Origin of the sequence: Pedobacter terrae (assembly GCF_036946585.1) — a bacterium.
Classification (GTDB): domain Bacteria; phylum Bacteroidota; class Bacteroidia; order Sphingobacteriales; family Sphingobacteriaceae; genus Pedobacter; species Pedobacter terrae_C.
The window spans coordinates 72,099-96,396 of record NZ_JAQIIV010000018.1 but is presented as its reverse complement, the minus strand read 5'-3'; the positions used below and the strand labels follow the sequence as shown (position 1 = coordinate 96,396).

At 38.3% G+C, this 24,298-nt stretch carries 24 protein-coding genes and 4 pseudogenes; 19 read left to right on the top strand and 9 right to left on the bottom strand.

The window, feature by feature from the left end; all coding sequences use genetic code 11:
* The 3 genes and pseudogenes from PGN18_RS19000 to porX all read right to left on the bottom strand — a co-directional run.
* Positions 1-513 (bottom strand): annotated as a pseudogene (locus PGN18_RS19000) (alanine dehydrogenase); the annotation flags it as partial.
* Between the two features lie 73 nt (positions 514-586).
* Positions 587-1,003 (bottom strand): tRNA (adenosine(37)-N6)-threonylcarbamoyltransferase complex ATPase subunit type 1 TsaE, encoded by a 417-nt coding sequence (gene tsaE, locus PGN18_RS18995; protein ID WP_335321163.1) that lies wholly within the window; start codon positions 1,001-1,003, stop codon positions 587-589.
* A 328-nt stretch (positions 1,004-1,331) separates the two neighbouring features.
* A pseudogene (gene porX, locus PGN18_RS18990) lies at positions 1,332-2,886 on the bottom strand (T9SS response regulator signal transducer PorX).
* A 110-nt stretch (positions 2,887-2,996) separates the two neighbouring features.
* Here porX and PGN18_RS18985 point away from each other — a divergent pair.
* The 10 genes and pseudogenes from PGN18_RS18985 (at position 2,997) to PGN18_RS18940 (ending at position 11,488) form a co-directional block, all read left to right on the top strand.
* A pseudogene (locus tag PGN18_RS18985) lies at positions 2,997-4,221 on the top strand (HD domain-containing protein).
* A 122-nt stretch (positions 4,222-4,343) separates the two neighbouring features.
* Positions 4,344-5,420, top strand: coding sequence for a UDP-3-O-(3-hydroxymyristoyl)glucosamine N-acyltransferase (gene lpxD, locus PGN18_RS18980; protein WP_335321162.1), 1,077 nt, complete (start codon positions 4,344-4,346; stop codon positions 5,418-5,420).
* Positions 5,410-6,823: pseudogene (locus PGN18_RS18975) on the top strand (bifunctional UDP-3-O-[3-hydroxymyristoyl] N-acetylglucosamine deacetylase/3-hydroxyacyl-ACP dehydratase). Before lpxD ends, PGN18_RS18975 begins: the two are co-directional and overlap by 11 nt.
* Positions 6,823-7,608, top strand: a complete 786-nt coding sequence (gene lpxA, locus PGN18_RS18970) for an acyl-ACP--UDP-N-acetylglucosamine O-acyltransferase (RefSeq protein WP_090983430.1) — start codon at positions 6,823-6,825, stop codon at positions 7,606-7,608. Before PGN18_RS18975 ends, lpxA begins: the two are co-directional and overlap by 1 nt.
* Positions 7,609-7,680: 72 nt before the next feature.
* Positions 7,681-8,148, top strand: a complete 468-nt coding sequence (locus tag PGN18_RS18965; RefSeq protein WP_335321161.1) for a GNAT family N-acetyltransferase — start codon at positions 7,681-7,683, stop codon at positions 8,146-8,148.
* Between the two features lie 14 nt (positions 8,149-8,162).
* Positions 8,163-8,777: an ABC transporter ATP-binding protein gene (locus PGN18_RS18960; RefSeq protein ID WP_335321160.1), complete on the top strand. Its 615-nt coding sequence runs from the start codon at positions 8,163-8,165 to the stop codon at positions 8,775-8,777.
* A gap of 491 nt (positions 8,778-9,268) precedes the next feature.
* Entirely contained in the window at positions 9,269-9,829 is a 561-nt protein-coding gene (efp, locus tag PGN18_RS18955) for an elongation factor P (protein ID WP_335321159.1), read from the top strand.
* 130 nt (positions 9,830-9,959) lie between these two features.
* Positions 9,960-10,520, top strand: coding sequence for an elongation factor P (gene efp / locus PGN18_RS18950; protein WP_090983422.1), 561 nt, complete (start codon positions 9,960-9,962; stop codon positions 10,518-10,520).
* A gap of 235 nt (positions 10,521-10,755) precedes the next feature.
* Positions 10,756-11,319, top strand: a complete 564-nt coding sequence (locus tag PGN18_RS18945; protein ID WP_335321158.1) for a 5-formyltetrahydrofolate cyclo-ligase — start codon at positions 10,756-10,758, stop codon at positions 11,317-11,319.
* Positions 11,320-11,329: 10 nt separating this feature from the next.
* A complete protein-coding gene (locus tag PGN18_RS18940; RefSeq protein WP_167354761.1) occupies positions 11,330-11,488 on the top strand; it encodes a hypothetical protein in 159 nt (52 codons plus the stop codon).
* A gap of 109 nt (positions 11,489-11,597) precedes the next feature.
* Here the strand turns inward: PGN18_RS18940 and PGN18_RS18935 are convergent, their stop codons facing one another.
* From PGN18_RS18935 to PGN18_RS18920, 4 genes are all read right to left on the bottom strand, one after another.
* Complete coding sequence (locus PGN18_RS18935) at positions 11,598-12,557, bottom strand: formimidoylglutamase (protein WP_335321157.1); 960 nt, start codon at positions 12,555-12,557, stop codon at positions 11,598-11,600.
* The gene (hutI, locus tag PGN18_RS18930) at positions 12,550-13,788 is read right to left on the bottom strand and encodes an imidazolonepropionase (protein WP_335321156.1); all 1,239 of its coding nucleotides are present in this window, start codon (positions 13,786-13,788) and stop codon (positions 12,550-12,552) included. The genes PGN18_RS18935 and hutI overlap by 8 nt, the downstream gene beginning before the upstream one ends.
* Before the next feature lie 94 nt (positions 13,789-13,882).
* Positions 13,883-14,650: an exodeoxyribonuclease III gene (locus PGN18_RS18925; RefSeq protein WP_335321155.1), complete on the bottom strand. Its 768-nt coding sequence runs from the start codon at positions 14,648-14,650 to the stop codon at positions 13,883-13,885.
* Positions 14,651-14,864: 214 nt separating this feature from the next.
* Complete coding sequence (locus tag PGN18_RS18920) at positions 14,865-15,563, bottom strand: peptidylprolyl isomerase (RefSeq protein WP_335321154.1); 699 nt, start codon at positions 15,561-15,563, stop codon at positions 14,865-14,867.
* Between the two features lie 94 nt (positions 15,564-15,657).
* Here PGN18_RS18920 and PGN18_RS18915 point away from each other — a divergent pair, with 94 nt between their 5' ends.
* The 8 genes from PGN18_RS18915 (at position 15,658) to PGN18_RS18880 (ending at position 21,306) form a co-directional block, all read left to right on the top strand.
* Positions 15,658-16,059, top strand: a complete 402-nt coding sequence (locus tag PGN18_RS18915; protein ID WP_335321153.1) for an HYC_CC_PP family protein — start codon at positions 15,658-15,660, stop codon at positions 16,057-16,059.
* A 112-nt stretch (positions 16,060-16,171) separates the two neighbouring features.
* Positions 16,172-16,708: a heavy-metal-associated domain-containing protein gene (locus tag PGN18_RS18910; protein ID WP_335321152.1), complete on the top strand. Its 537-nt coding sequence runs from the start codon at positions 16,172-16,174 to the stop codon at positions 16,706-16,708.
* Between the two features lies 1 nt (position 16,709).
* A complete protein-coding gene (locus PGN18_RS18905) occupies positions 16,710-17,522 on the top strand; it encodes a hypothetical protein (protein WP_335321151.1) in 813 nt (270 codons plus the stop codon).
* Between the two features lie 77 nt (positions 17,523-17,599).
* Positions 17,600-18,103, top strand: coding sequence for a DUF3347 domain-containing protein (locus PGN18_RS18900; protein WP_335321150.1), 504 nt, complete (start codon positions 17,600-17,602; stop codon positions 18,101-18,103).
* Positions 18,103-18,663, top strand: coding sequence for a helix-turn-helix domain-containing protein (locus PGN18_RS18895; RefSeq protein WP_335321149.1), 561 nt, complete (start codon positions 18,103-18,105; stop codon positions 18,661-18,663). The genes PGN18_RS18900 and PGN18_RS18895 overlap by 1 nt, the downstream gene beginning before the upstream one ends.
* A 233-nt stretch (positions 18,664-18,896) precedes the next feature.
* Entirely contained in the window at positions 18,897-19,469 is a 573-nt protein-coding gene (locus tag PGN18_RS18890) for a YceI family protein (RefSeq protein ID WP_335321148.1), read from the top strand.
* Between the two features lie 114 nt (positions 19,470-19,583).
* Complete coding sequence (ygiD, locus tag PGN18_RS18885) at positions 19,584-20,408, top strand: 4,5-DOPA dioxygenase extradiol (protein ID WP_335321147.1); 825 nt, start codon at positions 19,584-19,586, stop codon at positions 20,406-20,408.
* 178 nt (positions 20,409-20,586) lie between these two features.
* On the top strand, positions 20,587-21,306 hold the full coding sequence (locus PGN18_RS18880; protein WP_335321146.1) for a heavy-metal-associated domain-containing protein: 720 nt from the start codon (positions 20,587-20,589) through the stop codon (positions 21,304-21,306).
* A gap of 172 nt (positions 21,307-21,478) precedes the next feature.
* Here PGN18_RS18880 and PGN18_RS18875 read toward each other — a convergent pair whose 3' ends face one another.
* Together PGN18_RS18875 and PGN18_RS18870 are read right to left on the bottom strand one after the other, a co-directional pair.
* Entirely contained in the window at positions 21,479-21,955 is a 477-nt protein-coding gene (locus tag PGN18_RS18875) for a DUF6265 family protein (protein ID WP_335321145.1), read from the bottom strand.
* Positions 21,952-22,476, bottom strand: coding sequence for a YfiT family bacillithiol transferase (locus PGN18_RS18870; protein WP_335321144.1), 525 nt, complete (start codon positions 22,474-22,476; stop codon positions 21,952-21,954). Before PGN18_RS18870 ends, PGN18_RS18875 begins: the two co-directional genes overlap by 4 nt.
* Positions 22,477-22,966: 490 nt before the next feature.
* Between PGN18_RS18870 and PGN18_RS18865 the strand changes: the two genes are divergently transcribed.
* Positions 22,967-24,151 carry a hypothetical protein gene (locus PGN18_RS18865; protein ID WP_335321143.1) on the top strand — a complete coding sequence of 395 codons (1,185 nt, stop codon included), beginning with the start codon at positions 22,967-22,969 and terminating at the stop codon, positions 24,149-24,151.
* The last annotated feature ends 147 nt before the right edge of the window (positions 24,152-24,298 follow it).

Here is a 24,298-nt window from a genome sequence, read left to right as displayed (position 1 = left end):
ACCAACTATCTCGCTCATGGCACGCACTACACTCAGTATATTGCCTTCGTCGCGGAGATTTTCAAAACATAAAGCATTAATTTTTTTATGCATCAATGCCTTTAAATAATCTTGCTTAAGCGTTCCAGTCTGCAAAGAAGAAATAAGCGTTTGCCCCTTATGCATCAATTCAATCTCTTCCAGCGTAGGGGGGGCAATTTTCACCAGGATATCAGCATCAAAAACTTCTTTTTTGTTATAGGCAATTTTTGCACCCTGTTCCGCATATTCCGTATCAGAAAAATTAGCGGCAATACCTGCCCCACTTTCTAAAACTACCTGATGCCCGTTGTTTACCAATAACGCAACAGATAAAGGGGTTAATGCAATTCTATTTTCCTGAAAAGAAATTTCTTTAGGTATTCCTATGTATAAACTGTTTTTTCTATTTCTGGTTTCTAGCGTTGCTTCCTGCGTTTGTAGTAAACCCTGACGAGCTATATCGGCCATTCCTTCGCGTAATCCTGTAGCCATGTTGAATTAAAATTATGATAGTTTTAGGTGGTTCAAGGTACGGAAAATCTGTTAATTTATTGATAACTAATTGTTATACCTTCGAAAACCGGAGTAGCCTGCGGTTTTCATCCAGCACATTGATCCAAACCTTAATAAAGCTTTCAGGCAATAACTCTTCCACCCGCTCTGGCCATTCTATTAAACAAATACCACCACCATAGAAATATTCTTCATAGCCCAAATCGTAGGCCTCGCGAATATCTTTTATCCGGTAAAAATCGAAATGGAATACCGATCCCTTAGGGCTATCATATTCGTTAACGATAGAATAAGTTGGGCTCGAAACCACATCTTTTACGCCTAGGACGCTACAAAAAGTTTTGATAAAAGTGGTTTTACCTGCACCCATATCCCCTTCAAAAATGAATACTTTTTGATTGTTGGCAAAATCTGAAAGCTGCTGTGCAACAGCAGGTAAATCGGCTAAACTATTTACTTCGATATCCATTTTCTAAAATAAGGACAAAAGTAACATATAATTGGATTTCTTTCGGCCTTCCGAATAAATTTGAACAAAACAAACCCTTAGCAAGTTACCATTGACAGACTTAAATAGCAAAATCGTCATTGCGAGGAACGAAGCAATCTTAATGCGTACGCAAGTAGCGATCGTTGTAAGATTGCTTCCTCGGCTGAAAAAGCCTCCTCGCAATGACGAAACCTGTCAGCCTATAGTTTATTAAAATACTTCTGTCTTTATATTGATTTTTATAAAATAAATTATCCCCCGGAATGACGATTCTATGAAGTGGGCAGTCTCATGTTAAATCTATCCATTATCTTGGCAAATACGTCACCACCGGAATAATCATTTCCTCCAGTGAAATACCGCCATGCTGGAAAGTTTCATTGTAATAGTTTACAAACTGATTATAATTGTTCGGATAAACGAAATAACTATCTTCTCTTGCAAAGATATAACTGCTGCTAATGTTGACCTTAGGCAATAAAGCGTCGTGAGGATTTTTAATTAAAAATACTTCTTTTGCATTAAAATTTAGGTTTCTTCCTTGCTTATACCTTAAATTGGTATTTGTACTTCTATCGCCAATTACTTTAACCGGTTTTTTCACACGGATGGTTCCGTGGTCGGTGGTGATGATTACTTTAACTTTTTTCTGCGAAATTTTCTTCAATAAATCCCAAAGCGGAGAGTGCTCAAACCATGATAAAGTTAACGACCGGTAAGCCGCATCATCATTGGCCAATTCACGTATCATCTGCATATCCGTACGCGCATGGCTCAACATATCAACAAAATTGAATACAATGGCGTTAAAATCATTCTGCAGTAAGTTATTCGTTTGTTCAACCAGATCTTTTCCCTGTTCAAAAGTCAGGATTTTGTGATAACTGAATTTACAGTCCTTTCTTAAATTACGCTTGATATTATCACTCAGGAAAGCCTCTTCATGCATATTTTTCCCACCTTCATCATCATCGTTTTGCCAAAGCTGAGGAAAGCGTTTTTCCATATCTAAAGGCATCATACCTGAGAAAATTGCATTACGGGCATATTGTGTTGCCGTTGGCAAAATGCTCGTATACATATCTTCTTCGTCTATCCTAAAATATTCTGATATTAATGGATTGATGATTTTCCACTGGTCATACCTTAAATTATCAATCAGGATAAAAAATACCGGTGTATTATCATTGATAAGCGGAAAGGCTTTTTTCTTTAATAACTCGTTCGAAAGCAAAGGCGCCTTATATTTATCCTTTATCCAATCCAGATAATGTTCCTCAATAAATTTTGTAAACTGTGTATTGGCCTCCTGTTTTTGCATGGTTAAAATTTCATGCATCTGCGGATCGTCCAGTTTTTCCAACTCAAGCTCCCAAAAAACGATTTTTTTTATAAACATCAATCCATTCTTCATAATTAAGCCTATCGCCTAATGTCATCCCCAAACGGCGAAAATCCTGTTGATAGGCCATAGAGGTTTTTTCACTCACCAGGCGTTTATTGTCGATCAGCTTTTTAATGGTCAGCAAAACCTGCTTAGGATTTACAGGCTTGATCAGATAATCATCAATTTTGCTACCTATCGCATCTTCCATCAGGTTTTCTTCTTCACTTTTCGTAATCAGCACAACAGGAACATCAGGATTTAGGTTCTTAATAGCCGATAACGTTTCGATACCGCTCATCCCGGGCATATTCTCATCCAGAAAAACCAGGTCGAAATGGGATTTTCCAAATGCCTCTAAAGCGTCGTTTCCATTGGTAAAGGTGGTTACATGGTAACCTTTATCATTTAGTAATAATATATGTGGTTTTAACAGGTCAATTTCATCATCGGCCCATAATATTTTAGTTTCCTGCATGTTTATGTAAAAATAGATCAGTATTGCCGTTTAATTACGGTATATATTTAAACTATAAATAAAAATAGCAATTTTTGTACCGTATCTACCTATTTAACGATTTTTAACGATTGAACAAGAAGAAAATAATAAATGATCCTGTTTACGGGTTCATTAGCATCCCGTCCGAATTGGTTTATGACGTGATCTCCCATCCTTATTTCCAGCGTTTGCGCTACATCAAGCAGCTCGGAATGACACATTTGGTTTATCCAGGGGCATTGCACACGCGTTTTCACCATGCTTTAGGTGCCATGCATTTAATGACTTTGGCCGTCAATCTTTTAAGAAGTAAAGGACATACCATAACTGATGGCGAGGAAGAGGCCGCCATTTTGGCCATTTTACTGCACGATATCGGTCATGGCCCTTTCTCCCATGCATTGGAACACTCTTTGGTGACCGGAATCAGGCACGAAGATATTTCGGCTAAACTGATGCAGGATCTGAATATACATTTTGAAGGCCGTTTAACCCATGCTATTGAAATTTTTAACGGTACCTATCCCAAAAAATTTCTTCATCAATTGATTTCAGGGCAGTTAGACCTGGATAGAATGGATTATTTGAACCGCGACAGCTTTTTTACCGGCGTTAGTGAAGGGGTAATCAGTTTCGATCGTATCATTAAAATGTTCAACGTACATGATGATGATCTGGTGATTGAAGAAAAAGGCATTTACTCTATTGAGAAATTTTTAATTGCCCGCAGGCTGATGTATTGGCAGGTTTATCTGCACAAAACAGTAATATCGGGTGAGATGATCCTGGTGAAATTATTAGAACGTGCTAAAGAATTATCAGCGGCTGGAGCAAACTTATTTGCTTCCCCATCCTTAAATTATTTTTTAAAAAACGATATTAACGAGGCTAATTTCTTTGCGCAGCATGAAAATCTGGAGCATTTTACCAACCTTGATGATCAGGATATTTATGCTGCCGTTAAGGTTTGGACCATGCAGGATGATAAAATTTTGTCTACGTTATGTAAAATGCTCACTTCCAGAAATCTTTACAAAGTAGAAATGGGTAATGAAAGGGCTGATACAGACCGTGTAAATTTTTTTGCAGGATGCGGCAGTTAATTTACTGGAAATTAGACCTGAAGAGGCAAGGTATTTTGTTTTTACAGATTCTATTCAAAACCGCGCCTATAATGCAGGAGTTGGAAATATTAAGATTTTAATGAAAAATAACGACATTGTTGATATTGCAAAGGCTTCTGATTTGTCTAATCTGGAGTCGCTACAGAAAACCGTAGAAAAATATATCCTCTGTTACCCAAGAGGGATTTAAGTTTTTTTAACAAAATATTTGACTTTCAGTGCCGTTTTAACTCTTATTATTGTGCAAATAATACCCCATTTAACACATGCAGGTTTTTTTGTTCATATCAATTTAACATATACCTTTGTACGATGCAATTTACTGCCACGCAGATAAGTCAGTTTCTAAACGGTTCCATTGATGGTAACCCGGATGCAGCCGTTACCGAACTTTCTAAAATAGAAGACGGGAAGGAAGGCTCCCTGTCTTTTCTTTCTAACCCTAAGTATGAAAATTTTTTGTATTCTACCCAGGCGTCAGTTGTTATCGTTTCTAAAGATTTTGCTCCTACACAGCCTTACACCAGCACGCTAATCCGTGTAGAAAATCCATATAGCGCATTTACAATTTTGCTGGATAAATATAATGAGGCCATTAATTCTCAAACCATAAAATCCGGCATCGATAAACTGGCATTCGTTCATCCTACAGCAATAATTGGCAATAATGTATTTATTGATGCTTTTGCTTACGTTGCCGAAAATGTAGAGATTGCCGATGGCTGTAAAATAAATGCACAAACCTTTATCGGTGCCAATTCTAAAATTGGCCAAAACTGCACCTTTTTCCCTGGAGTTAAAATATACCACAATTCTGTAATCGGTAGCAGAGTGGTTATCCATGCCAATACCGTTATTGCGAGTGATGGTTTTGGTTTTGCACCACAAAAAGACGGCACTTACAATAAAATCCCACAGATTGGAAACGTTATTATCGAAGATGACGTAGAAATTGGTGCAAATACCACCGTAGATCGTGCCACAATGGGATCAACAGTTGTAAAAAGGGGTGCAAAAATTGATAATCTGATCCAAATTGCGCACAACGTAGAAATTGGCGAGAACACCGTTTTAGCAGCACAGTCAGGAATCTCTGGAAGTACAAAAGTTGGCGCTAACAGCGTTGTTGGCGGACAGGTTGGTATAGCAGGGCACCTAACTTTGGCAAAGGGAACACAAATCGGTGCACAGGCCGGAATAAACTTTAATATTACAGAAGAAAACAAACAATGGCACGGTAGTCCGGCGCAACCCTTACGTAACTGGATGAGGGCCTCAGTCATTTTCAAACATCTTCCAGATGTAGAAAAAAGAATAAATAAGCTCGAAGAGGAGTTGAAAAAGCTCACTGCTGAACTGGAAAAGAATACAATACACAATGAACGTTAGACAAAAGACGATTAAACAAGAAATATCAGCATCTGGTGTTGGTTTACACACTGGTGCTAATGTAACTTTAACATTTTGCCCAGCCCCCGAAAATCATGGCTTCAAATTTCAGCGTATTGATTTAGATGGCCAACCTATTATCGATGCTGATGCAGATAATGTTACCGATACCTCACGAGGCACTACAATAACACAAAATGGTGCTAGCGTAAGTACGGTAGAACATGTAATGGCATCGCTGGTGGGTTATGGACCTTGATAACATACTGATTAAATTAGATGGTCCGGAAACACCTATTATGGACGGAAGTTCTATCCAGTTTATTGATCTATTGGAAGAAGTAGGAACAGTTGAGCAAAATGCAGATCGCGAGTATTTTACTATTCCTCATAACATTACTTATACGGAAGAAGATAGAAAGGTAGAAATTGTGGCCATGCCGTTAGATGATTATCGTTTTACCTGCATGATTGACTACAACTCTCCGGTTTTGGGCAGCCAGCATGCTGGTATCAACACCATTGCAGAGTTTAAGAAAGAAATTGCTTCTTGTCGTACTTTCTGTTTTCTACATGAACTGGAATACCAGCTATCGCACAACTTAATTAAAGGTGGTGATTTAAATAACGCCATTGTAATTGTAGATAAAGAGGTTACGAGAGATGAATTAAGTCACCTGGCTAAATTATTTAACCGTAAAGATATCGATGTTGCCCCGCAAGGGATTTTAAACAACATGGAACTGCGCTACCAAAATGAGCCTGCACGTCATAAACTTTTGGATATGATCGGTGATTTGGCTTTGGTTGGAATGCATTTAAAAGGCCATATCATGGCCGCCCGTCCAGGCCATGCAGCAAACGTTGCTTTCGCCAAAAAGATCAAGGCAGCCATAAAAAAAGAGAAAAACAAAAAAGTGCAGAAGGTATACGATCCAAGTGCAAAACCATTGTTCGATGTTGTGAAGATCATGGAAATTTTGCCACACCGTCAACCATTTCTATTCGTTGATAAAATATTAGAACTCTCTAAAAACCACGTGGTAGGCGTTAAAAACGTTACCATGAACGAAGAGTTTTTTAAAGGCCACTTTCCTGGTGCTCCGGTATTTCCTGGTGTACTACAAATAGAAGCAATGGCCCAGGTAGGCGGTATCCTTGTTCTTTGTACCGTGCCAGACCCTCAGAATTACCTTACCTATTTTCTAAAAATAGACAATGTCCGTTTTAGGGCACAGGTGCTTCCTGGCGATACGATTGTTTTCCGTTGCGATTTACTTGAACCCATCAGAAGAGGCATTGCCCAAATGAAAGGCGTAGGAATGGTTGGCGAAAAAATCGTGGTAGAAGCCGAAATGATGGCACAGATTTCAAAAGTTAAACAAGCAGAACCCGCTCAATAATGATACAACCTTTAGCATATATACACCCTCAGGCAAAAATTGCCGAAAACGTGGTAATTGAACCTTTTGTAGTGATACATAAAGACGTTGTGATTGGCGAGGGAACCTGGATCGGATCAAATGTGACCATTATGGATGGCGCACGAATCGGTAAAAACTGCAGAATCTTTCCTGGTGCGGTTATTTCAGGCGAGCCACAGGATTTAAAATTTGCCGGTGAAATTACCACCGCAGAAATTGGCGATAACACTACTATACGAGAATGCGTGACCGTTAACCGCGGCACAAAAGATAAATGGAAAACCACTATAGGCAGCAATTGTTTAATTCAGGCTTATTCACACATCGCACACGATTGTGAGGTTGGGAATAACTGCATCTTTTCAAATAGTACCACCTTGGCTGGCCACATTACCATTGGCAATAATGTAGTTTTGGCTGGTTTGGTTGCCATACACCAATTTGTGAAAGTAGGTTCTTATGCTTTTGTAACTGGCGGTTCATTGGTTCGTAAAGATGTGCCACCATATGTTAAAGCCGCGCGCGAGCCACTTTCTTATGCAGGCATCAACTCCGTGGGTTTGCGCAGAAGAGGTTTTACCAATGAACAGATTGATGAGATTCAGGAAATTTACCGCGTACTTTTTGTAAAACACAATAACGTAACGAAAGCTTTGGATATGATCGAAGCCGAATTTAAACCAACGGAAATCCGTGATGAAATTGTAGATTTTATCCGCAATTCTAACCGCGGGGTAATGAAGGGCTTTGGAATGGGCAGTTAATAAAGGTAGAAGGCTGAACGGTTTAAGGCGGAAGATAAAATCCATTGCCTAACTAAATTCAAATAGATATTCATGAGTGATTTAACGCTGATCAGAACGAATTCAGAAAACGCCGATTTTAGAAAGTTGGTTGCATTATTGGATCAGGATCTGGCTGTTAGAGATGGTGATGATCATGCCTTTTACGCGCAGTTCAATCAGGTTGATACCATTAAACAGGTTGTTATTGCTTACAAACGATATCTGCCCATTGCATGCGGCGCGATGAAACCTTTCTCTGCAACAGAAGCTGAATTAAAGAGGATGTTTGTGCACCCCGATTATCGAAAGCAAGGAATAGCTGCCCAAATTGTAACCGAGCTGGAAAATTGGGCTACTGAACTAGGCTTTGACGCATGTGTTTTAGAAACTGGCAAAAAACAACCGGAGGCCATCGCACTTTATCAAAAAGTAGGATATCATATTATCACCAACTATGGACAGTACATTGGCGTTGATAACAGCGTTTGTATGACTAAACCGCTTAGCGCTAAACCCTAAACGCCCTACTGCAAATGAATATTACTTTACAAAATGTTGGCAGAAGGTTTAATAAAGAGTGGATTTTTAGAAATTTAAGCACTGAATTTACCATAGGAAACAGTTACGCCATACTTGGACCTAATGGCTCCGGTAAGTCGACTTTATTAAGTGTACTCACCGGCAGCTTATCACCTTCAGAGGGGGAGATTTCATTTTCTGATACGACAGATATTCCGGTAGAAAGTATTTATAAATACATCAGCCTTGCTGCACCCTATCTTGAACTGGTTGAAACTTTTACCCTAAACGAGATCATTGATTTTCATTTTAAATTTAAAAATTTCGCTTCTGGCCTGGATGCAAAAAAGCTAATCAGTGTTTTGGGCTTAGAAAAAGCAGCAAACAAACAAATCAAATACTTTTCGTCTGGAATGAAGCAGAGAACCAAGCTTGCTTTGGCATGTTGTGCAGATACACCCATTTTATTTTTAGACGAGCCGACCAGCAATTTGGACGTTCAGGGAATAAGTTGGTACCGCGAGCTTATTGAAAATTTTGGAAAAGAGCGGCTTACCATAATTGGCTCTAATCAAATACAAGAATACGATTTCTGTACAAATTATATCCAAATATCAGATTATAAGTAAATTATAATTCAATCAATTACTTATAAGGCAGTCTGTTTTGTCATACATTTGTATTATAAATAATTTTTCCAAAAAATATTTTGTATTTCGAAAATTATATCTACCTTTGCACCACCAAAAAGAGAAACAATTATTTAATTTATCTCTCTAAGTATAAGATCATATTTTCCGTATTCGGAATCAAAATATATAGCCCCTAAAGGCAAAGAGTTTTTCATAGTTTAGTTTGAGGTTTAGGTTGATTATGCCTTTGGAGTGGTTCCCAAAGGCATTTCTTTTATACTAAGTTTTTTATTCTTTTCCCCGCACCCTATTCATTACACAGCTCGCTTTTTATAAAGCTGTTTATCGTTCTGCACTTACAAACTTAAAAAGATTGAAAGAAAAGTTTCACTTTCCCGCGCGATTAATGATGGTTTCGCTTTCCAAATCTGTATGCATTTTTTAACTTTGATTTTTAATCTACAAAAAAAATTATTCACTATCATAAAATGGCAAAGGCATCAGAAGTAAAAAGCGGGAACGTGCTTCGTTTTAACGGAGAGTTGGTCAGTGTAGAAGAGTACATCCACCGTACCCCGGGAAATTTAAGGGCTTTTTATCAGGCCCGTATGCGCAACGTAAAAACCGGTAAAATTGTAGAATACCGTTTCCGTACAGATGAAGAAGTGACCATTTGCCGGGTAGAAACCAGTGATTATCAATACCTATACGAGGACGGCGATTACCTGGTTGTGATGGACAACAACACTTACGAGCAGTACAACATCCCAAAATTGCTTTTTGGCAGTTCGATTAAATTCTTAAAAGAAGGTATGAATGTTACCATTGCTTTTGAAAGCGATGAGCCGATTGTTGCTCAACTGCCTAATAGCGTGGAGTTGGAGATCACGTATTCTGAACCCGCGGTAAAAGGCGATACCTCTACCAGTGCGCAAAAATATGCTACGGTGGAAACCGGTGCAGAAATCAAGGTTCCTCTATTTATCAATCAGGGAGATAAGGTGAAGATTGACACCAAAACAGGCGAATATATGGAGCGGGTAAAATAGCATCATTAGGGCCTAAATTTTCTTCAACCATAAGCCTTATGCCTTAAACCTTTATCGTTTTTTATCAAAATAATTTTACCTTTGCCGTCACGAAAAACTGAAATACAAATCCAATTTAGGATCACACAATATGGCAAAAGCATCAGAAATTAAAACAGGTAACATTCTTCGTGTAAACAATGAACTGGTTACTGTTGACGAATGGAATCACCGTACGCCAGGAAAAGGCGGAGCATTTTATACAGGTAAATTCCGCAACATTAAAACAGGCAGAATTGTTGAAGCCCGTATGAATACAGATGAGGCAGTTGAAATCTGCCGCGTGGAAACCAATGACTATCAATATTTATACGAAGAAGGCGATTCTTTGATCGTGATGGACAATAACACCTACGAGCAGTTTAATGTTGAAAAATCCTTGTTTGGTTCGGCAATTAAATTCTTGAAGGAAGGCATGAGTATTATTGTATCAATGGAAAGCGATGAAGCCATTATGGCGCAGTTGCCAAACTTTGCCGAATTTGAAATTACTTACTCAGAACCAGCGGTGAAAGGCGATACTTCAACAAATGCGTTAAAAGCGGCAACATTAGAAAATGGTGTTGAAGTTAAAGTTCCCATGTTCGTGAACCAGGGCGATAAAATTAAAATTGATACCCGTACAGGCGAATACGTTGAACGTGTAAAATAATTTGATCAGGATATTAGAAGCCTCTGAAGTTATGCTTCAGAGGTTTTTTGCTATACTGACCCCATACAATAAACCTGATAGAGCAAAAAGCCCACAGCGCAGACTTGAAGCGATAGCAGGGCTGCAGACCATCATGATCGTATTACCGTAAATTTCCAAAAACAGATCACATCTCTACAAATAAATTGTACGCAAGTACGCAAAACCATATAAATCCTTAAACACCTACTTTGTTATGATGTTGAAAAACCAAATCAGAAAGCAAGCGCTAAAGGATCGGTTATCACTATCTGACTCAACATACCATGAGTTAAATAATGTGCTGTTGAAAAAATTTAAAACACTGGATTTTCATGAAATTAAAGCGATCCATATCTTTTTGCCCATCAAAGAGAAAAAGGAGCCAGATACTTTTCCGCTGATCGAATGGCTCAACCAAACCTTGCCAAATATAAAAATTATTGTACCCAAGGCCGATTTTGAAACGGCGTTGATGACCCACCATGAATACCTGGGAGAAAAAGACCTTAAAAAAAACTTATACAACATTTTAGAGCCACAAAAAGCGAATCTGCACGAAGGAGAAATAGACATGGTAATTATTCCGCTGTTAGCCTTTGATAAACAAGGTTACCGGGTAGGTTATGGCAAAGGTTTCTACGATCGTTTTCTTAAAGGCTCAAATGCTCAAAAAATAGGTTTATCTTTGTTTCCTGCAATTGAAAAAATCGATGATGTACATGAACAAGACATCAAACTCGATTTTTGCATTACACCAACAGAAATTATAAAGTTTTAAGCTTACCGGCATGCCACAGGAAATCGTTATCAAAACCGAAAAACAATACGAAGACAATATGATTGCCGTATTTGAACTTCAGGAAAAAGAAGATTTAACAGCGGAAGACCTTAAACAGATTGAGTTGATGTTAAAGGCCGGGGAGAAATATGAAGCAGAGCATTTATAAGGGTTTTACTCCAAATCGTCATCCTGAACTTCCGACCGGCCGGTCGGAAGTTCAGGATGACGGAACGAGCTAGATTACTCCGTGGCTTCTGCGTCTCCACTGGCTAAATTTAAGAAGTATGCGATTTCACAAAATCACTCACCAGGTAAGCAACCAATTTAGCCGTTAAATTATCCACCCTCCCATCGAGCATCCTGGTGGCGCCCTCGCATATGTGCAGGTAAGAAAATTTCCTGGCATGGGTTAAAATCAGTTTTCTGACATCATTAACTTCAAACCCTGAAGGAGTTTCTGCGCTTGAAAGGACATTCTCCATACAATCCAGATCTACTTCTAAACCTGTAGTTGATCCTAACGCCTCGAATAAACCATTGTAATCCCGTCCGGTTAAAATATCCTCAAAAAATACAGCGTTTAATTTAGGGTTGTGATCGATCTGGCTTAAAATAGCCTCATTATTATAATTTTGATGCAGCCCATACATAAAATAATGACCAAGATAGTTTTCTTTTAAAGCATAAGAAAACCCATTTCCGCTATGCCTTCCTTCCAATCCCCTTAAATCAGCATGTGCATCAATGTTTAGCACATCAATTGGGGCTTGATTTGCTAAAGAAGCACCTTTGATGATTGGAAAAGCATTATTATGTCCGCCGCCAATTACAATCGGGATTTTGCCCGCAGCTATGATTTTTTCGACTATCGGGTAAACGAGATCATCAATTTCAGCCACTTTATCCCGTAGTGCTTTTATAGAAGAATCAATAGGCTCGTCGATCTCGAAATGGCCCAAAACCAAAACCTCCTCACCATTTAAAAACCGATTACTTTGGATATTTAAAAAGGCCGTTAATGCTGGTCGCCATAACGATGCAGCTCCAGCCATACCAGCATTTGCACGTACACCAATATCTTCAGGAATGCCCAGCAACACAAATTTTGCATTTGTGTTTTGCAATTCTTCCCCTGAAGACATAACCGCCACTTTCTTACCCAGCTTGGTTTCGCCCTCGCGTTGAATGACCAAACGATCAATGTCTCCCTGCGAATATATTTTAAGGTTATCCATTATAAATTTCACCATTTAAGATCACTTGATCTACCTGGATTTCGCCAAAACTATAAGGCAGATAAGCAATTGATGGCATCGGTTTAGTGATCAATAAATTTGCTTTTTTCCCAATTGCAATACTTCCATAATCTTCACTCAACTCCATTGCTGCAGCACCGTTTAATGTTGCGGCATTAATGGCTTGCTCCGGAAACATCTTCATTTTAATACAAGCCAATGAAACTACAAAATTCATATTTCCGGAAGGTGTTGAACCCGGGTTATAATCCGTAGCCAAAGCCACTGGTAAGTCAGCCTGAATAAAACCCCTGGCATCTGCAAACGGAATTCCTAAATAAAACGAGCAAGAAGGCAGCAATGTTACAATCGTTTCTGCATTTCTTAATGTTTCGATGGTTTCTTCGTTACTTTCCTCTAAGTGATCGACTGAAATGGCGCCATTTTCAACAGCAACCTCTATAGCTCCTGAAATGGAAAGTTGGTTTGCATGTATTTTTGGCTTCAATCCATACTTCGCTCCAGCTTTTAATATCTGATCAGTTTCTGCAACAGAGAAGAATCCCTTTTCACAAAAAACATCAATGTAATCAGCCAGTTTTTCTGACGCGATCTGGGGCAGCATTTCATTAATAATCAAATCGATGTAACCCTGATGGTTATTTTTAAACTCGGCTGGAAAAGCGTGTGCGGCCAAAAAAGTCGATTTAATAGGGATAGGAAATTGATCCTTCAACCTGCGGATTACGCGCAACATCTTGATTTCGCTTTTAGTGGTTAATCCATAACCACTTTTAATTTCAACCGCTCCAGTTCCCTGGAGCATCATTTGGTTTAACCTCAGCGCCGCAGCTTGAAACAATTCATCTTCTGTTGCTTTTTGAAGTTTGTTGGCAGAATTTAAAATGCCACCACCTGCCGAAGCAATTTCCTCATAACTTTTGCCCTGTATTTTCATCGCAAACTCTTCTTCCCTTGAGGCCGCAAAAACAATATGCGTGTGGCTATCACACCAGGAGGGAAAAACATAGCGGCCTTCGGCGCTGTAAGATGGAAGATGTGCAATGGAAGATGGCATAAGTTTCATCTCACCAAAATCTTTAATCAGACCATCTTCTATTAAAAGCCATGCATTTTCAAGAACAGGTAAATGGCATAGTTCGTTACCACGAAGCACTAACTTATCTTTAAGATGCAGGCCAACAAGGCCTTTTATTTTTGTAATCAGCATTGATTGGCTGGTTAATTATTGAAACAGTATAAATTGGTATTCAAAAATTGAGATCGGTTAACTGATTTAAACAATTAACGAATTAACCTAAAAACTATTCTATTTCCAATAGCACAGGGCAATGGTCAGAATGTATGGCATCCGGTAAAATCCTTACATTTTTTAGGCGGCTTTCCATTGGTCTGGTGGCCAGATGATAATCGATCCGCCAGCCCAGGTTCTTCCCTCTCGAGCCTGCACGATAACTCCACCAGGTGTAGTGATGTGGGTCGTTATTAAAATGGCGGAAAGTATCAATGAAACCATTATCTAAGAACAATTGCATCCACTCCCGCTCTTCTGGTAAAAAACCAGATGAATTGGCATTGGATTTTGGGTTATGAATATCAATAGCCGTATGGCAGATATTATAATCGCCACTCACAATTAAATTTGGGATCTCTTTACGCAATTCTCCAATGTAGGCACCAAAAAACCGCATAAATTCATATTTCTTTACCTGCCTGTCATCTCCGCTGGACCCGGACGGCATATAAAGGCTCATTAACGAAAAGCTATCAAAGTCAGCTCTTAAAATACGTCCTTCTTTATCGATCCATTCCTCGCCGCAGCCAAACTCTACATGATTGGGTTTGACTTTAGCTAAAATAGCTACACCACTATACCCTTTTTTCTCTGCAGGGAACCAATAATGGTGATAACCTAGCTGCTCGATCAGTGCAATAATTTCAGGGATTTGCGAAGGTAGTGCCTTTACTTCCTGCAAACAGACCATATCAGCATTGGTAGCTTGTAACCAACCAAAAAAGTTTTTGGTACTTGCAGCCCTGATCCCATTAACATTATAAGAGATAATCTTCATCCAGCAAATTTCAATTGTTGTGGGTGGTAAATTTAGAAATTAATCGAATAAATGCTTAGTAATCCATTAATGATATTTATTTGCCATTGTTATCTCGACTGTAACGCAGTGGAATGGAGAGATCTGCCTCCATAGATTTCTCGACTCCGTTGCACTCCACTCGAGATGACGCCAACTTGGGGGAATTATTCATCGAAATGATGATTATCTTTAATTAACCCTGAAGTAACTGTTTTTCTAATTTTCTCGCTTCTCTCCTTTTCAAAACGGTTACTTCCATTTTCACGTCCTGCTTTGGCCGGTCATTTTTATTGGTCGGTAAAGCGGCAATTTTGTCAACCATATCCAAACCCACTACAATTTCGCCGTAAACGGTATAATTCCGGTCTAAATGCGGCGTACCACCTATCGTTTTATATATTTCACGCTGCCAGTCAGGAATTTTGAATTTCAGCCGTTTTTCTTCCAGGTTATCCAATTGCTGATCGGTAAAAACTTTTCCCTGCACCAGGTAAAACTGACTGCCGCTTGATGCTTTGTCTGGATTAACGTCATCACCTTCCCTGGCTGCACCCAAAACACCTTTTTTGTGAAATAAGCTATCGTTAAACTCTGCTGGAATGGTATATTTAGGTCCGCCTTCACCCAAAAGGGAGTCTGGCTTTGCATTTTTAGAATCTGGATCTCCACCCTGAATCATAAAATTATTGATTACCCTGTGAAATAAAACACCATTATAATATCCCGATTTGGCCAACTTCAAAAAGTTATCACGATGCAATGGGGTTTGATTATATAGCCTGACAATGCATTCTCCAAATTCAGTTTTAATCCGCACATATTGATTTTTAGGCTTCGCAGCAAAGGCTGAAAGTATCGAAAAGGTGCATAGGAATAATAATATTTTCTTCATTTAATTGATGTTTAAGGCTAAATTAAAGTAAAAAATGAAATTCAGTAAATAATTACTGGCATTATTCAATATTTTTTCCTTTACCTTTGTGTTTATGAAGTTAAAACAAAAAATAGCACTTTCTTTGGCTGTATTCTATACAGTTAGTGTTATGGGTTTGGCTTTAAGTCTCCATTTCTGTGGAGGCAAACTTGAAAATGTTAAACTGTTCAGCAATGAGGTTTCCTGTAAGTTCTGTAAGGAAATCCCTGCCGAAAAGAAAAATGATAATTGCTGCAAAAACACCCAGGTAACCGTTAAGGTTAAAGATAGTCACCAGGCAGAGGCGCAATTAAAAATGCCAAAGCTCTTTTCTATCCAGCTTTTTCTTCACCCACCAGTTTTAGCGTTTTTAAACGATATTACCCCGAAATTTTTTAGTAAAATTTCAAATAAAGCACCGCCACTTTCCTCGCGGATTTCCCTACATATTTTCAATTGTATTTTTAGGAATTAGGATTCTTTTGTTCCTGTCATGCTGAATTCGTTTCAGCATCTATTTTGCTGTTTAAGCTCTGAAACAAATGCAGACTGACAATGGCTTCAATTTATTCTAATTCAAAAAAATCATGAAAGCAGTAAAAATATTCAGCATCATTATGCTATTCTTTGCCGTTAACGTTTCGGCACAAAAAATATCTTCAGCAGATTTACAGGTAACTGGTTTAACCTGTTCTATGTGTTCAAATGCGACACAAAAATCATTAGAAACCTTAAATTTCATTACTAGTGTAAAACCCGACTTAAACAAAAACAGCTTTGTGCTCACTTTTAAAAAAGATGCAAACATCAATCTTGATTTGGTACGCAAAAAAGTTCAGGATGCCGGTTTTTCAGTTGGTGGCTTAACTGCAAACTTCAATTTTAATGATGTAAAGGTAGATGATAAGGGCCAGGCTGTTGTTGATGGCAACGTATACCGTTTTGTAAACGCAAAAAGCAAAACACTTAACGGAACTGTAAAAGCCAGTATTGTAGATAAAGATTTCATTTCAGGCAGTGCATTTAAAAAGCAAGCCGCAAACGCTAATTCTGACGCTTATGCTAGCGGCACCGGTGTTGTTAACGGCAAAAAAACCCGCATTTACCATTTAATTCTTTCCTAGGATGAGGCGGATATTCGTATTGGCGCTGATGATAATTGGCGCCTATATAAATGGTTTTGCACAAGAACTATATGTATTTACAGAGCCTGCCAGTAATATGCCAACTAAATCGATCGGTGTGAGAATTACGAACGAGGGTATGTTCAATAATCCGGGTTTTGTAAGCAGGACCATTCCGGAAGTAATGATCGGTTTTAATAAAAACCTGATGATGCATGCACAAGGCTTTATGTCTGATATGGATGGTAAATACCGTTTAGAAGGCGGAAGTTTATATGCAAAATACCGTTTTTTGTCTTTTGATGATACACAAAGCCACTTTAGGGCATCGGCTTTTGGCCGCATAAGCACCAGCAAGAGGCCAACGTTTACAAGAGACATTAATCTTGAGGGTGACAATAGTGGTGCACAGGGTGGATTGATTTTCACTCAATTGCTACATAAACTGGCATTATCATCAACATTGGGTTACGCCCATGCTTTTGAAAATAACAACAGACAAATTGAGGGAATGCCGCAGCCAAAGAACATGTTGTCATACAGTTTATCTTCTGGTTATTTGGTTCTACCTATTGTTTACAAAGATTACAAACAGCCAAACTTTAATGTCTATTTAGAATTATTGGGTAAAACCGATCCAGGTAGCGGACAATCTTATTTAGATATTGCCCCTGCTGTACAAATGATTCTAAACAGTACCACCCGTATCGATTTTGGTTATCGTTTTCAGGCAGCCGGAAATATGGATAACCGATACACCAAAAACATGTATCTGCTTCGTGCAGAATTTAATTTCTTTAACGTTTTAAAATAAAAATTGGAATTATCATGGTTTTCATATTAAAATGAAAATCACGATCGCTTCATTACCACTAAAACAATATAAAAAAGATGAAAAAAATATTAGGATTAATTGCCATCATGACGATTGCAACCACCGCGTTCACTTACGCACAAAGCAAAACAGACGTAGCATTAAATCAGGTATTAACAGCCTATTACGACGTGAAAAATGCATTGGCAACAGACAAAAAAGAAATGGCCATCGAAAAAGTGAAAGTTTTATCGACAAAGGTAAATGCAGTAAATCACAAAGATTTACCAGCCGAGGAGCATAAAATATTTATGGAACAGGCTGCAATTATTAAAAGTAAATCTGCTCAACTTGCTGGTTCGAACGACATCAAAACACAGAGAAAAGCCTTTGAAGGGATTTCATATGCGATGATCAAAACATTGAAAAACTTGAAATTTAACAGCCAAACCGTTTATGTTCAACACTGCCCAATGGCAAAAGCGAGTTGGTTAAATGAAAAAGAAAACATCGAAAACCCTTACTATGGAAGTATGATGTTTGATTGTGGCGACGTTTCTGAAACTATAAAGTCAAAATAATGCACTTGTATATCAAAAATATGGTATGCAACCGTTGTAAAATGGTGGTTAAGGCCGAGTTGGAAAAGCTTGGCTTTAAATCCCTATTGGTTGAGCTTGGCGAAGTTATCCTTGACCAAAATGATTCGGCAGCGGATAAGATCAAAATTTCGAAACAATTGGGCCATTTTGGTTTCGAACTTTTGGAAGATAAAAAAACTCAAATTGCAGAACAGATTAAAACTGCAATCATCAACCTGGTTCATTATACCAAAGAACCATTAAAAACCAATCTTTCTGCCTACCTCAGCGAACAGTTAAAACTAGAATATGCAAGCTTAAGCAGCATTTTTTCTGAGGTCGAAAACCAAACGATTGAAAAATATTTCATTGCTCAAAAAATAGAAAAAGTAAAAGAAATGCTTACCTACGGTGAGCTTACTTTGAGCGAAATTGCTGCACAGCTTAACTATAGTAGCGTAGCGCACCTATCCACACAGTTTAAAAAAGTAACCGGGATGACACCTTCAGTTTATAAATCTGGATCAACAGACCGTAGAAAAACGCTGGATGAAGTTTGAGGATGTAAGATGGATTAAAGTTAATGGTTAGATAGATCATAGTTGATGGCCGATCGTCTATGGACCATGAACCAAAAACCATTAACCACTTATCAATCCTGAAATTTTAGCTATTCCAGACTTAACCGACTTAAACAGTTAAACGATTAATCTATCTAAGCAATTTCTTACCATAAGTCAATACTGATTGTTTAATTCCCACCTACATTTGTACCTAAATAAAATCACTAAATATGAAAAAATTATTCTTATTTCTGATCGCTACCTCAATCAGTGTGGCATCATTTGCGCAAACAAGCTGGAAAATTGATCCAATGCACTCCTTTGTTAACTTTTCGGTTAAACATATGGGCATTTCTTTTGTTGATGGTTCATTTAAAAAGTTCGATGGAACAGTTACCGCTTCTAAACCAGATTTAACCGACGCTAAAATCAGCTTCACGGTTGATGTAAATAGCATTACTACCGGTGTGGATATGAGAGATGGCCACTTAAAAACGGATGATTTTTTTAACGCCGAAAAATTTCCGACAATGAAATTCGAAAGCACTTCTCTTAAAAAATTAAGTGGTAACAATTATGAGTTAAGCGGTAAATTAACCATCCGTGATGTGACCAAAGATGTAAAATTTGCTGTGGTATACGGCGGTACAGCTAAAGATCAACAAGGCAATACCAAAGCTGGGTTTGGTGCTACTACAACCATTAACCGCTTAGATTATAATATTAAATATGATCCAACTGGTGCAGGTGTTGCAAAAGATGTTGCGATTAAATTAAACCTGGAGTTTGTTCAGGGAAAATAACACTAAAATCGTCATTCCGGGCTTGTCCCGGAATCTTTGGTTTTTAAATAGATCCTGAAACACCCGTCCGGCCGGGCGGAAGTTTAGGATGACGGTTTGATATAAATTAAATCCATGTCTGCACTATCCCAATTCAGGAACTTTACTCAACGCTTGCCTCAAACGGATTTAATGCCAACGCTTTTTATTGGCCACGGCTCACCAATGAATGGCATCGAAAATAATGAGTTTAGTCAGAGTTGGATAGATCTCGCCAAGAATATCCCTGTCCCGAAAGCAGTTTTGGTGGTATCGGCACATTGGTACACCCATGGCACTTTTGTAACGGCAATGGATTTCCCAGGTACCATTCACGACTTTGGTGGTTTCCCACAGGCACTTTTCGATGTTCAATATCCTGCTCCAGGCGACACCAAATTGGCCGCTGAAATCCCTGGTTTAATCCATTCAACACCAGTTGGCTTAGACCACGATTGGGGCTTAGATCATGGTACCTGGACGGTAGTTAGACATATGTATCCAGATGCCAATATTCCTGTTTTGCAATTGAGTATCGATTATACCAAATCGCCAGCGCAACATTATGAAATTGCCAAAGAAATTTATGCCCTCCGCAAAAAAGGCGTGCTGGTTATCGGCAGTGGCAATATGGTGCACAATTTGCATATGTTAAGCTGGGAAATGATTAATGGAGGTGGCTATGACTGGGCAATTGAAATGAATGATAAATTCAAAAATTTAATTGCTAACGGCGACCATCAACCTTTGATCAATTACCGAAACCTCGGTAAAGATGCCATGTTGGCTATCCCTACGCCAGAACACTATTTACCTCTTATTTATACCCTTGGTATGAAAAACGAGAAAGATGATGTTTCTTTCTTTAATGATAAAGCCGTTGGTGGTTCGTTAACTATGACTTCGGTTTTGGTGGGGTAAAATATGCTGTCATGCTGATGACCAAAGCATCTTTAAACGATAAAAATCCTATCTCAAAATTTAAAGATTTTTCACTGCGTTCAGAATGACAAGAACCCAAAATGCTATAAAACTTTATGATTATTCTGTAACGCTTTTGGCCTTAATAAGCGGTAAATTTGCATAAAGATTTTAAATCATGACACATACCTATCAACTCACAGGAATGACTTGCGGTGGTTGCGAAAATAAAGTAAAAAGTAATCTGCTGGTTTTACCAGATGTAACTGCTGTGGAAGTTTCAAAAGATACCAATTCTGCTACCATCAGCATGGATAAACATATTAGCTTGGATACACTCCAACAGGCTTTGGGTGGCAGCAAAAGCAAATACCAGATTTCAGCAAGCCACCATAACGAAACGCTTGAAGAAGCAAAATCTTGGACCGAAACCTACAAACCCATTCTTTTGATATTCGGATATGTAACCGCAATATCGTTAGTGGTTTCCCGGCAGGACAATGCGATCAATTTTATGGTATTTATGCGCATTTTTATGGCGGGATTCTTCCTGACTTTTTCTTTCTTTAAAATGCTCAACTTAAAAGCCTTTGCCGAAAATTATGCCATGTACGATATCGTAGCCAAAAAATTCAGTGCTTGGGGATATATTTATGCTTTTATTGAATTAGGTCTGGGTTTATCCTTTGCATTAAACTTATCGCCTAATGTTGTGAACTGGATTACCCTGATTGTAATGACCATCAGCATCCTTGGAGTTCTAGAAAGTGTTTTAAACAAAAAGAAGATTCAATGCGCTTGCTTAGGCGCAGTGTTTAACTTACCTATGAGTACCGTAACCATTGTTGAAGATGCCATTATGATCGCCATGAGCGCAGCCATGTTAATTTTAATGTAGTTAAATTTTAAAGCTCATCCAAGAAACTATTTAGAAACCTATTACAAGAATTTATTTTTAGCTTCTTTTCTTAGGCAGTCGTCATGCTGAACTTGTTTCAGCATCTTTCCTGCGAGATAGACCCTGAAATAAATTCAGGGTGACGAACCAAAATAAGAATCGAGATTTAATGCTATTGCCGCTTATACCTAAATTCCGATTTTCGGCTTTTCCCATTAAGCTCGCCTTCAATCCAGGCGAGCATTTCATTTTTGCCTAAGTTTTGATAAACGATTCTTTGCGGAAAATCATGTGCTACATTTTCGAAAATATAAATCTCATCCTTTGTGGAAATAAGTTTAAAACATACTTCCTTGCCCTCGTTCTGATCAGCAACCGTTGAACAATAGAAAACCTCTTTCCCTATTTTTCTGATCTGTAAGGTTTCCGTAAGTACGCTGTCTCCCTTTGCATTGACGCGATAACTTTTGCCTTTCAGTATTTTATCGGCATCCTTGCTCCATCGTTCCACCATTTTACCTTTGGGTGTTTGCATTTCCCATGAGCCTAATACAAAATCAAAGGTTTTTGATGGATCTTTCTGCGCTTTAACATTGCTATAAAAACCAACAAAAAATAAAATCAGGGCGCATAAATAGATTTTTTTCATTTTGTTATGGTATTGATAATATGTGCTAAGTGGTGTTTTCCGTGCCAGGCATACATGCCAAGCATAATGGACAAAGTAAGTTCTTTATTTTGGGCCGGATGAATGTATTTCCTTTGATAATCTTCTGCTTTCAATGTTCTTAAAAAAGCAACCCAACGCTGATGTAAACCCGTCAACAGCTCAATCGACAATGTAATATCACCATCTCTGGCTTCTTCTGTTTCTGCCCAGCGTTCCTCATAATATGGCCTGATTATGGGAATATCTTCTGTAATGGCCTGCTTAAAGCGAATATAGGCATTGATATGACTGTCCGGAAGATGGTGAACAACTTGTCTCAATGTCCAACCTTCCGGCCGGTAAGTTTGATTCAGTTCTTCATCGGTTAAATTTTCAGTAGCCTTTTTAATCTGGCCCGGTAATGCAGCGATTTCAGAAATCCATATGTCAACCTGCTTTTGATCGAAAATCTCCGGCATAGCAAACTGACCGATCGGGTATTTAAGCTTCTCTAAATCCATGGAACCAAAATAAGGAGATTTATCGAGTTTTTAACTGCAAAGATCACAAAGAAAATGGCACAAAACACCCGAGGTTGAAAGCATACTAAACAATAAATCTACGTCTAGGCTTCATCCAGGCCCTTATTTTTTGATGGCATGATTCATTTGGGCATAGGTAAAATATAATTCAGTTACTGCACTTTCAAAACAATTTTTACGCAGATCTTTCCCAAAGCGGCAAATATTTACCCTTTCAAAGTTTTCCAAAGCTTGCTTAAGTAATGTTAGCTTCCCGGTACGGTTTTTAAAATCTGTTTTGCGTAACTCGAATTTACGTTTTTGCTGTAATCAAAATCGCCTTTATCTATCGTTCCGTAATCACCTGGTATTACTTTTTTTCACACTTATCGATTTCCCGCGAAATACGCGTTAAATTTGGTTAAAATGTCGCCTTTTCATTAAAAATTCATTCATTTAAAGCATATTGCAACAAATTTTAATAATAGAGATGAAAAGACTGTTTTTTGTTTTCGCATTCATAATTCCTCTGGTTATTCATGCCCAAACCGTAAAAACAGATGTGCTGGTTATCGGTAACGGCGATGCAGCTTATGCCGCATCTTTTCAGGCCTTTAAATCTGGCGTAAAAACCATCCTGCTTACCCAAAAAGAACAGTTGGATTTAAATAAAATACCTGAAAATAAAAGGGCTTCACTACTTTTTTACCAAAGCTTTTTAAAGCGGGAAACAGAAAATGTGAAAAGCCTGGAGACTCCGAAACCTAAAACGGATAAAAAAAATCGGACGAAAGTAACTGTTATAGACAGCACCTTACTTTTAGACGTCATTAATAATACGCCTTACACAGAAATTAAACGTTCTGGTAGTAATTGGGAAGCTAAACTGACGCAAGATAAAAGCATTAAAGCCAAAGTGCTTGTGCTGGCCGATAAACCTGAAAAACTACTGGCTGCATTAAAAATCTCCACTTTAAATCCGGCATCTTCAAGTCCGTTAAACTACAGTGAAAATACTTACCGGACAACTGTATCCGAAGTGTCTGAAGGAGCCCGCTTTTTATCCCTATACAGCTTATTGATCCCAAACCAGGAAAACTTGCTCTATATCGCTAATGATCAATTCGAAATCGGAGCTGCCGCCGGAGCAACAGCTGCCTACGCCGCTTTTTTCGATACCAAAACCAGCTTATCTAATTTAAAAAGAATTCAGGGTGAGTTATTGGCCTACAAACATGCATTAATGCCCTTTAAAGATGTAGAAAAGACAGATTCTAACTGGCTGGCTATCCAAAAGCTTGGTGTAACCGGCATCATTAAAGCTGAAATAAAGCAAAACAACGCCTACTTTAATCCTGAAAAAGAGGTAACTTACGATGAGATCAAACAACCACTCAAAGATTATTATTACAAGGCACAAATCTGGTTTGACGATCACCAGCATATTCCCATCAATTTAGAGAACACCATTGCTATGCTTTGTTATGTGGGCAATAAATCAGTTGAGGCAACCAAAACCGAATTGCAAAAAAAGTGGAACAAAAATTATAGGTTTTCATCGCAATACGATCTTAAAAAAGTATTGACCAGGCGGGAATTTGCAGTGATCATAAACGACTATTTAAAGCCCTTTGATGTTATAAATGTAGATAAAACCGGAAGGGTGATCCGTTAGTCCTTAACCATAAATTCCTGCAGATTTTAGGAATAGGCTTCGAATTCATCCGTGTTCACCCTTTTTGGTTAACTTATATGCTCGAAGGCGTGTAACATTTCCATTTCCTTCCAAAACTTGCATACCCCATTCCTTAAATTGCATCCA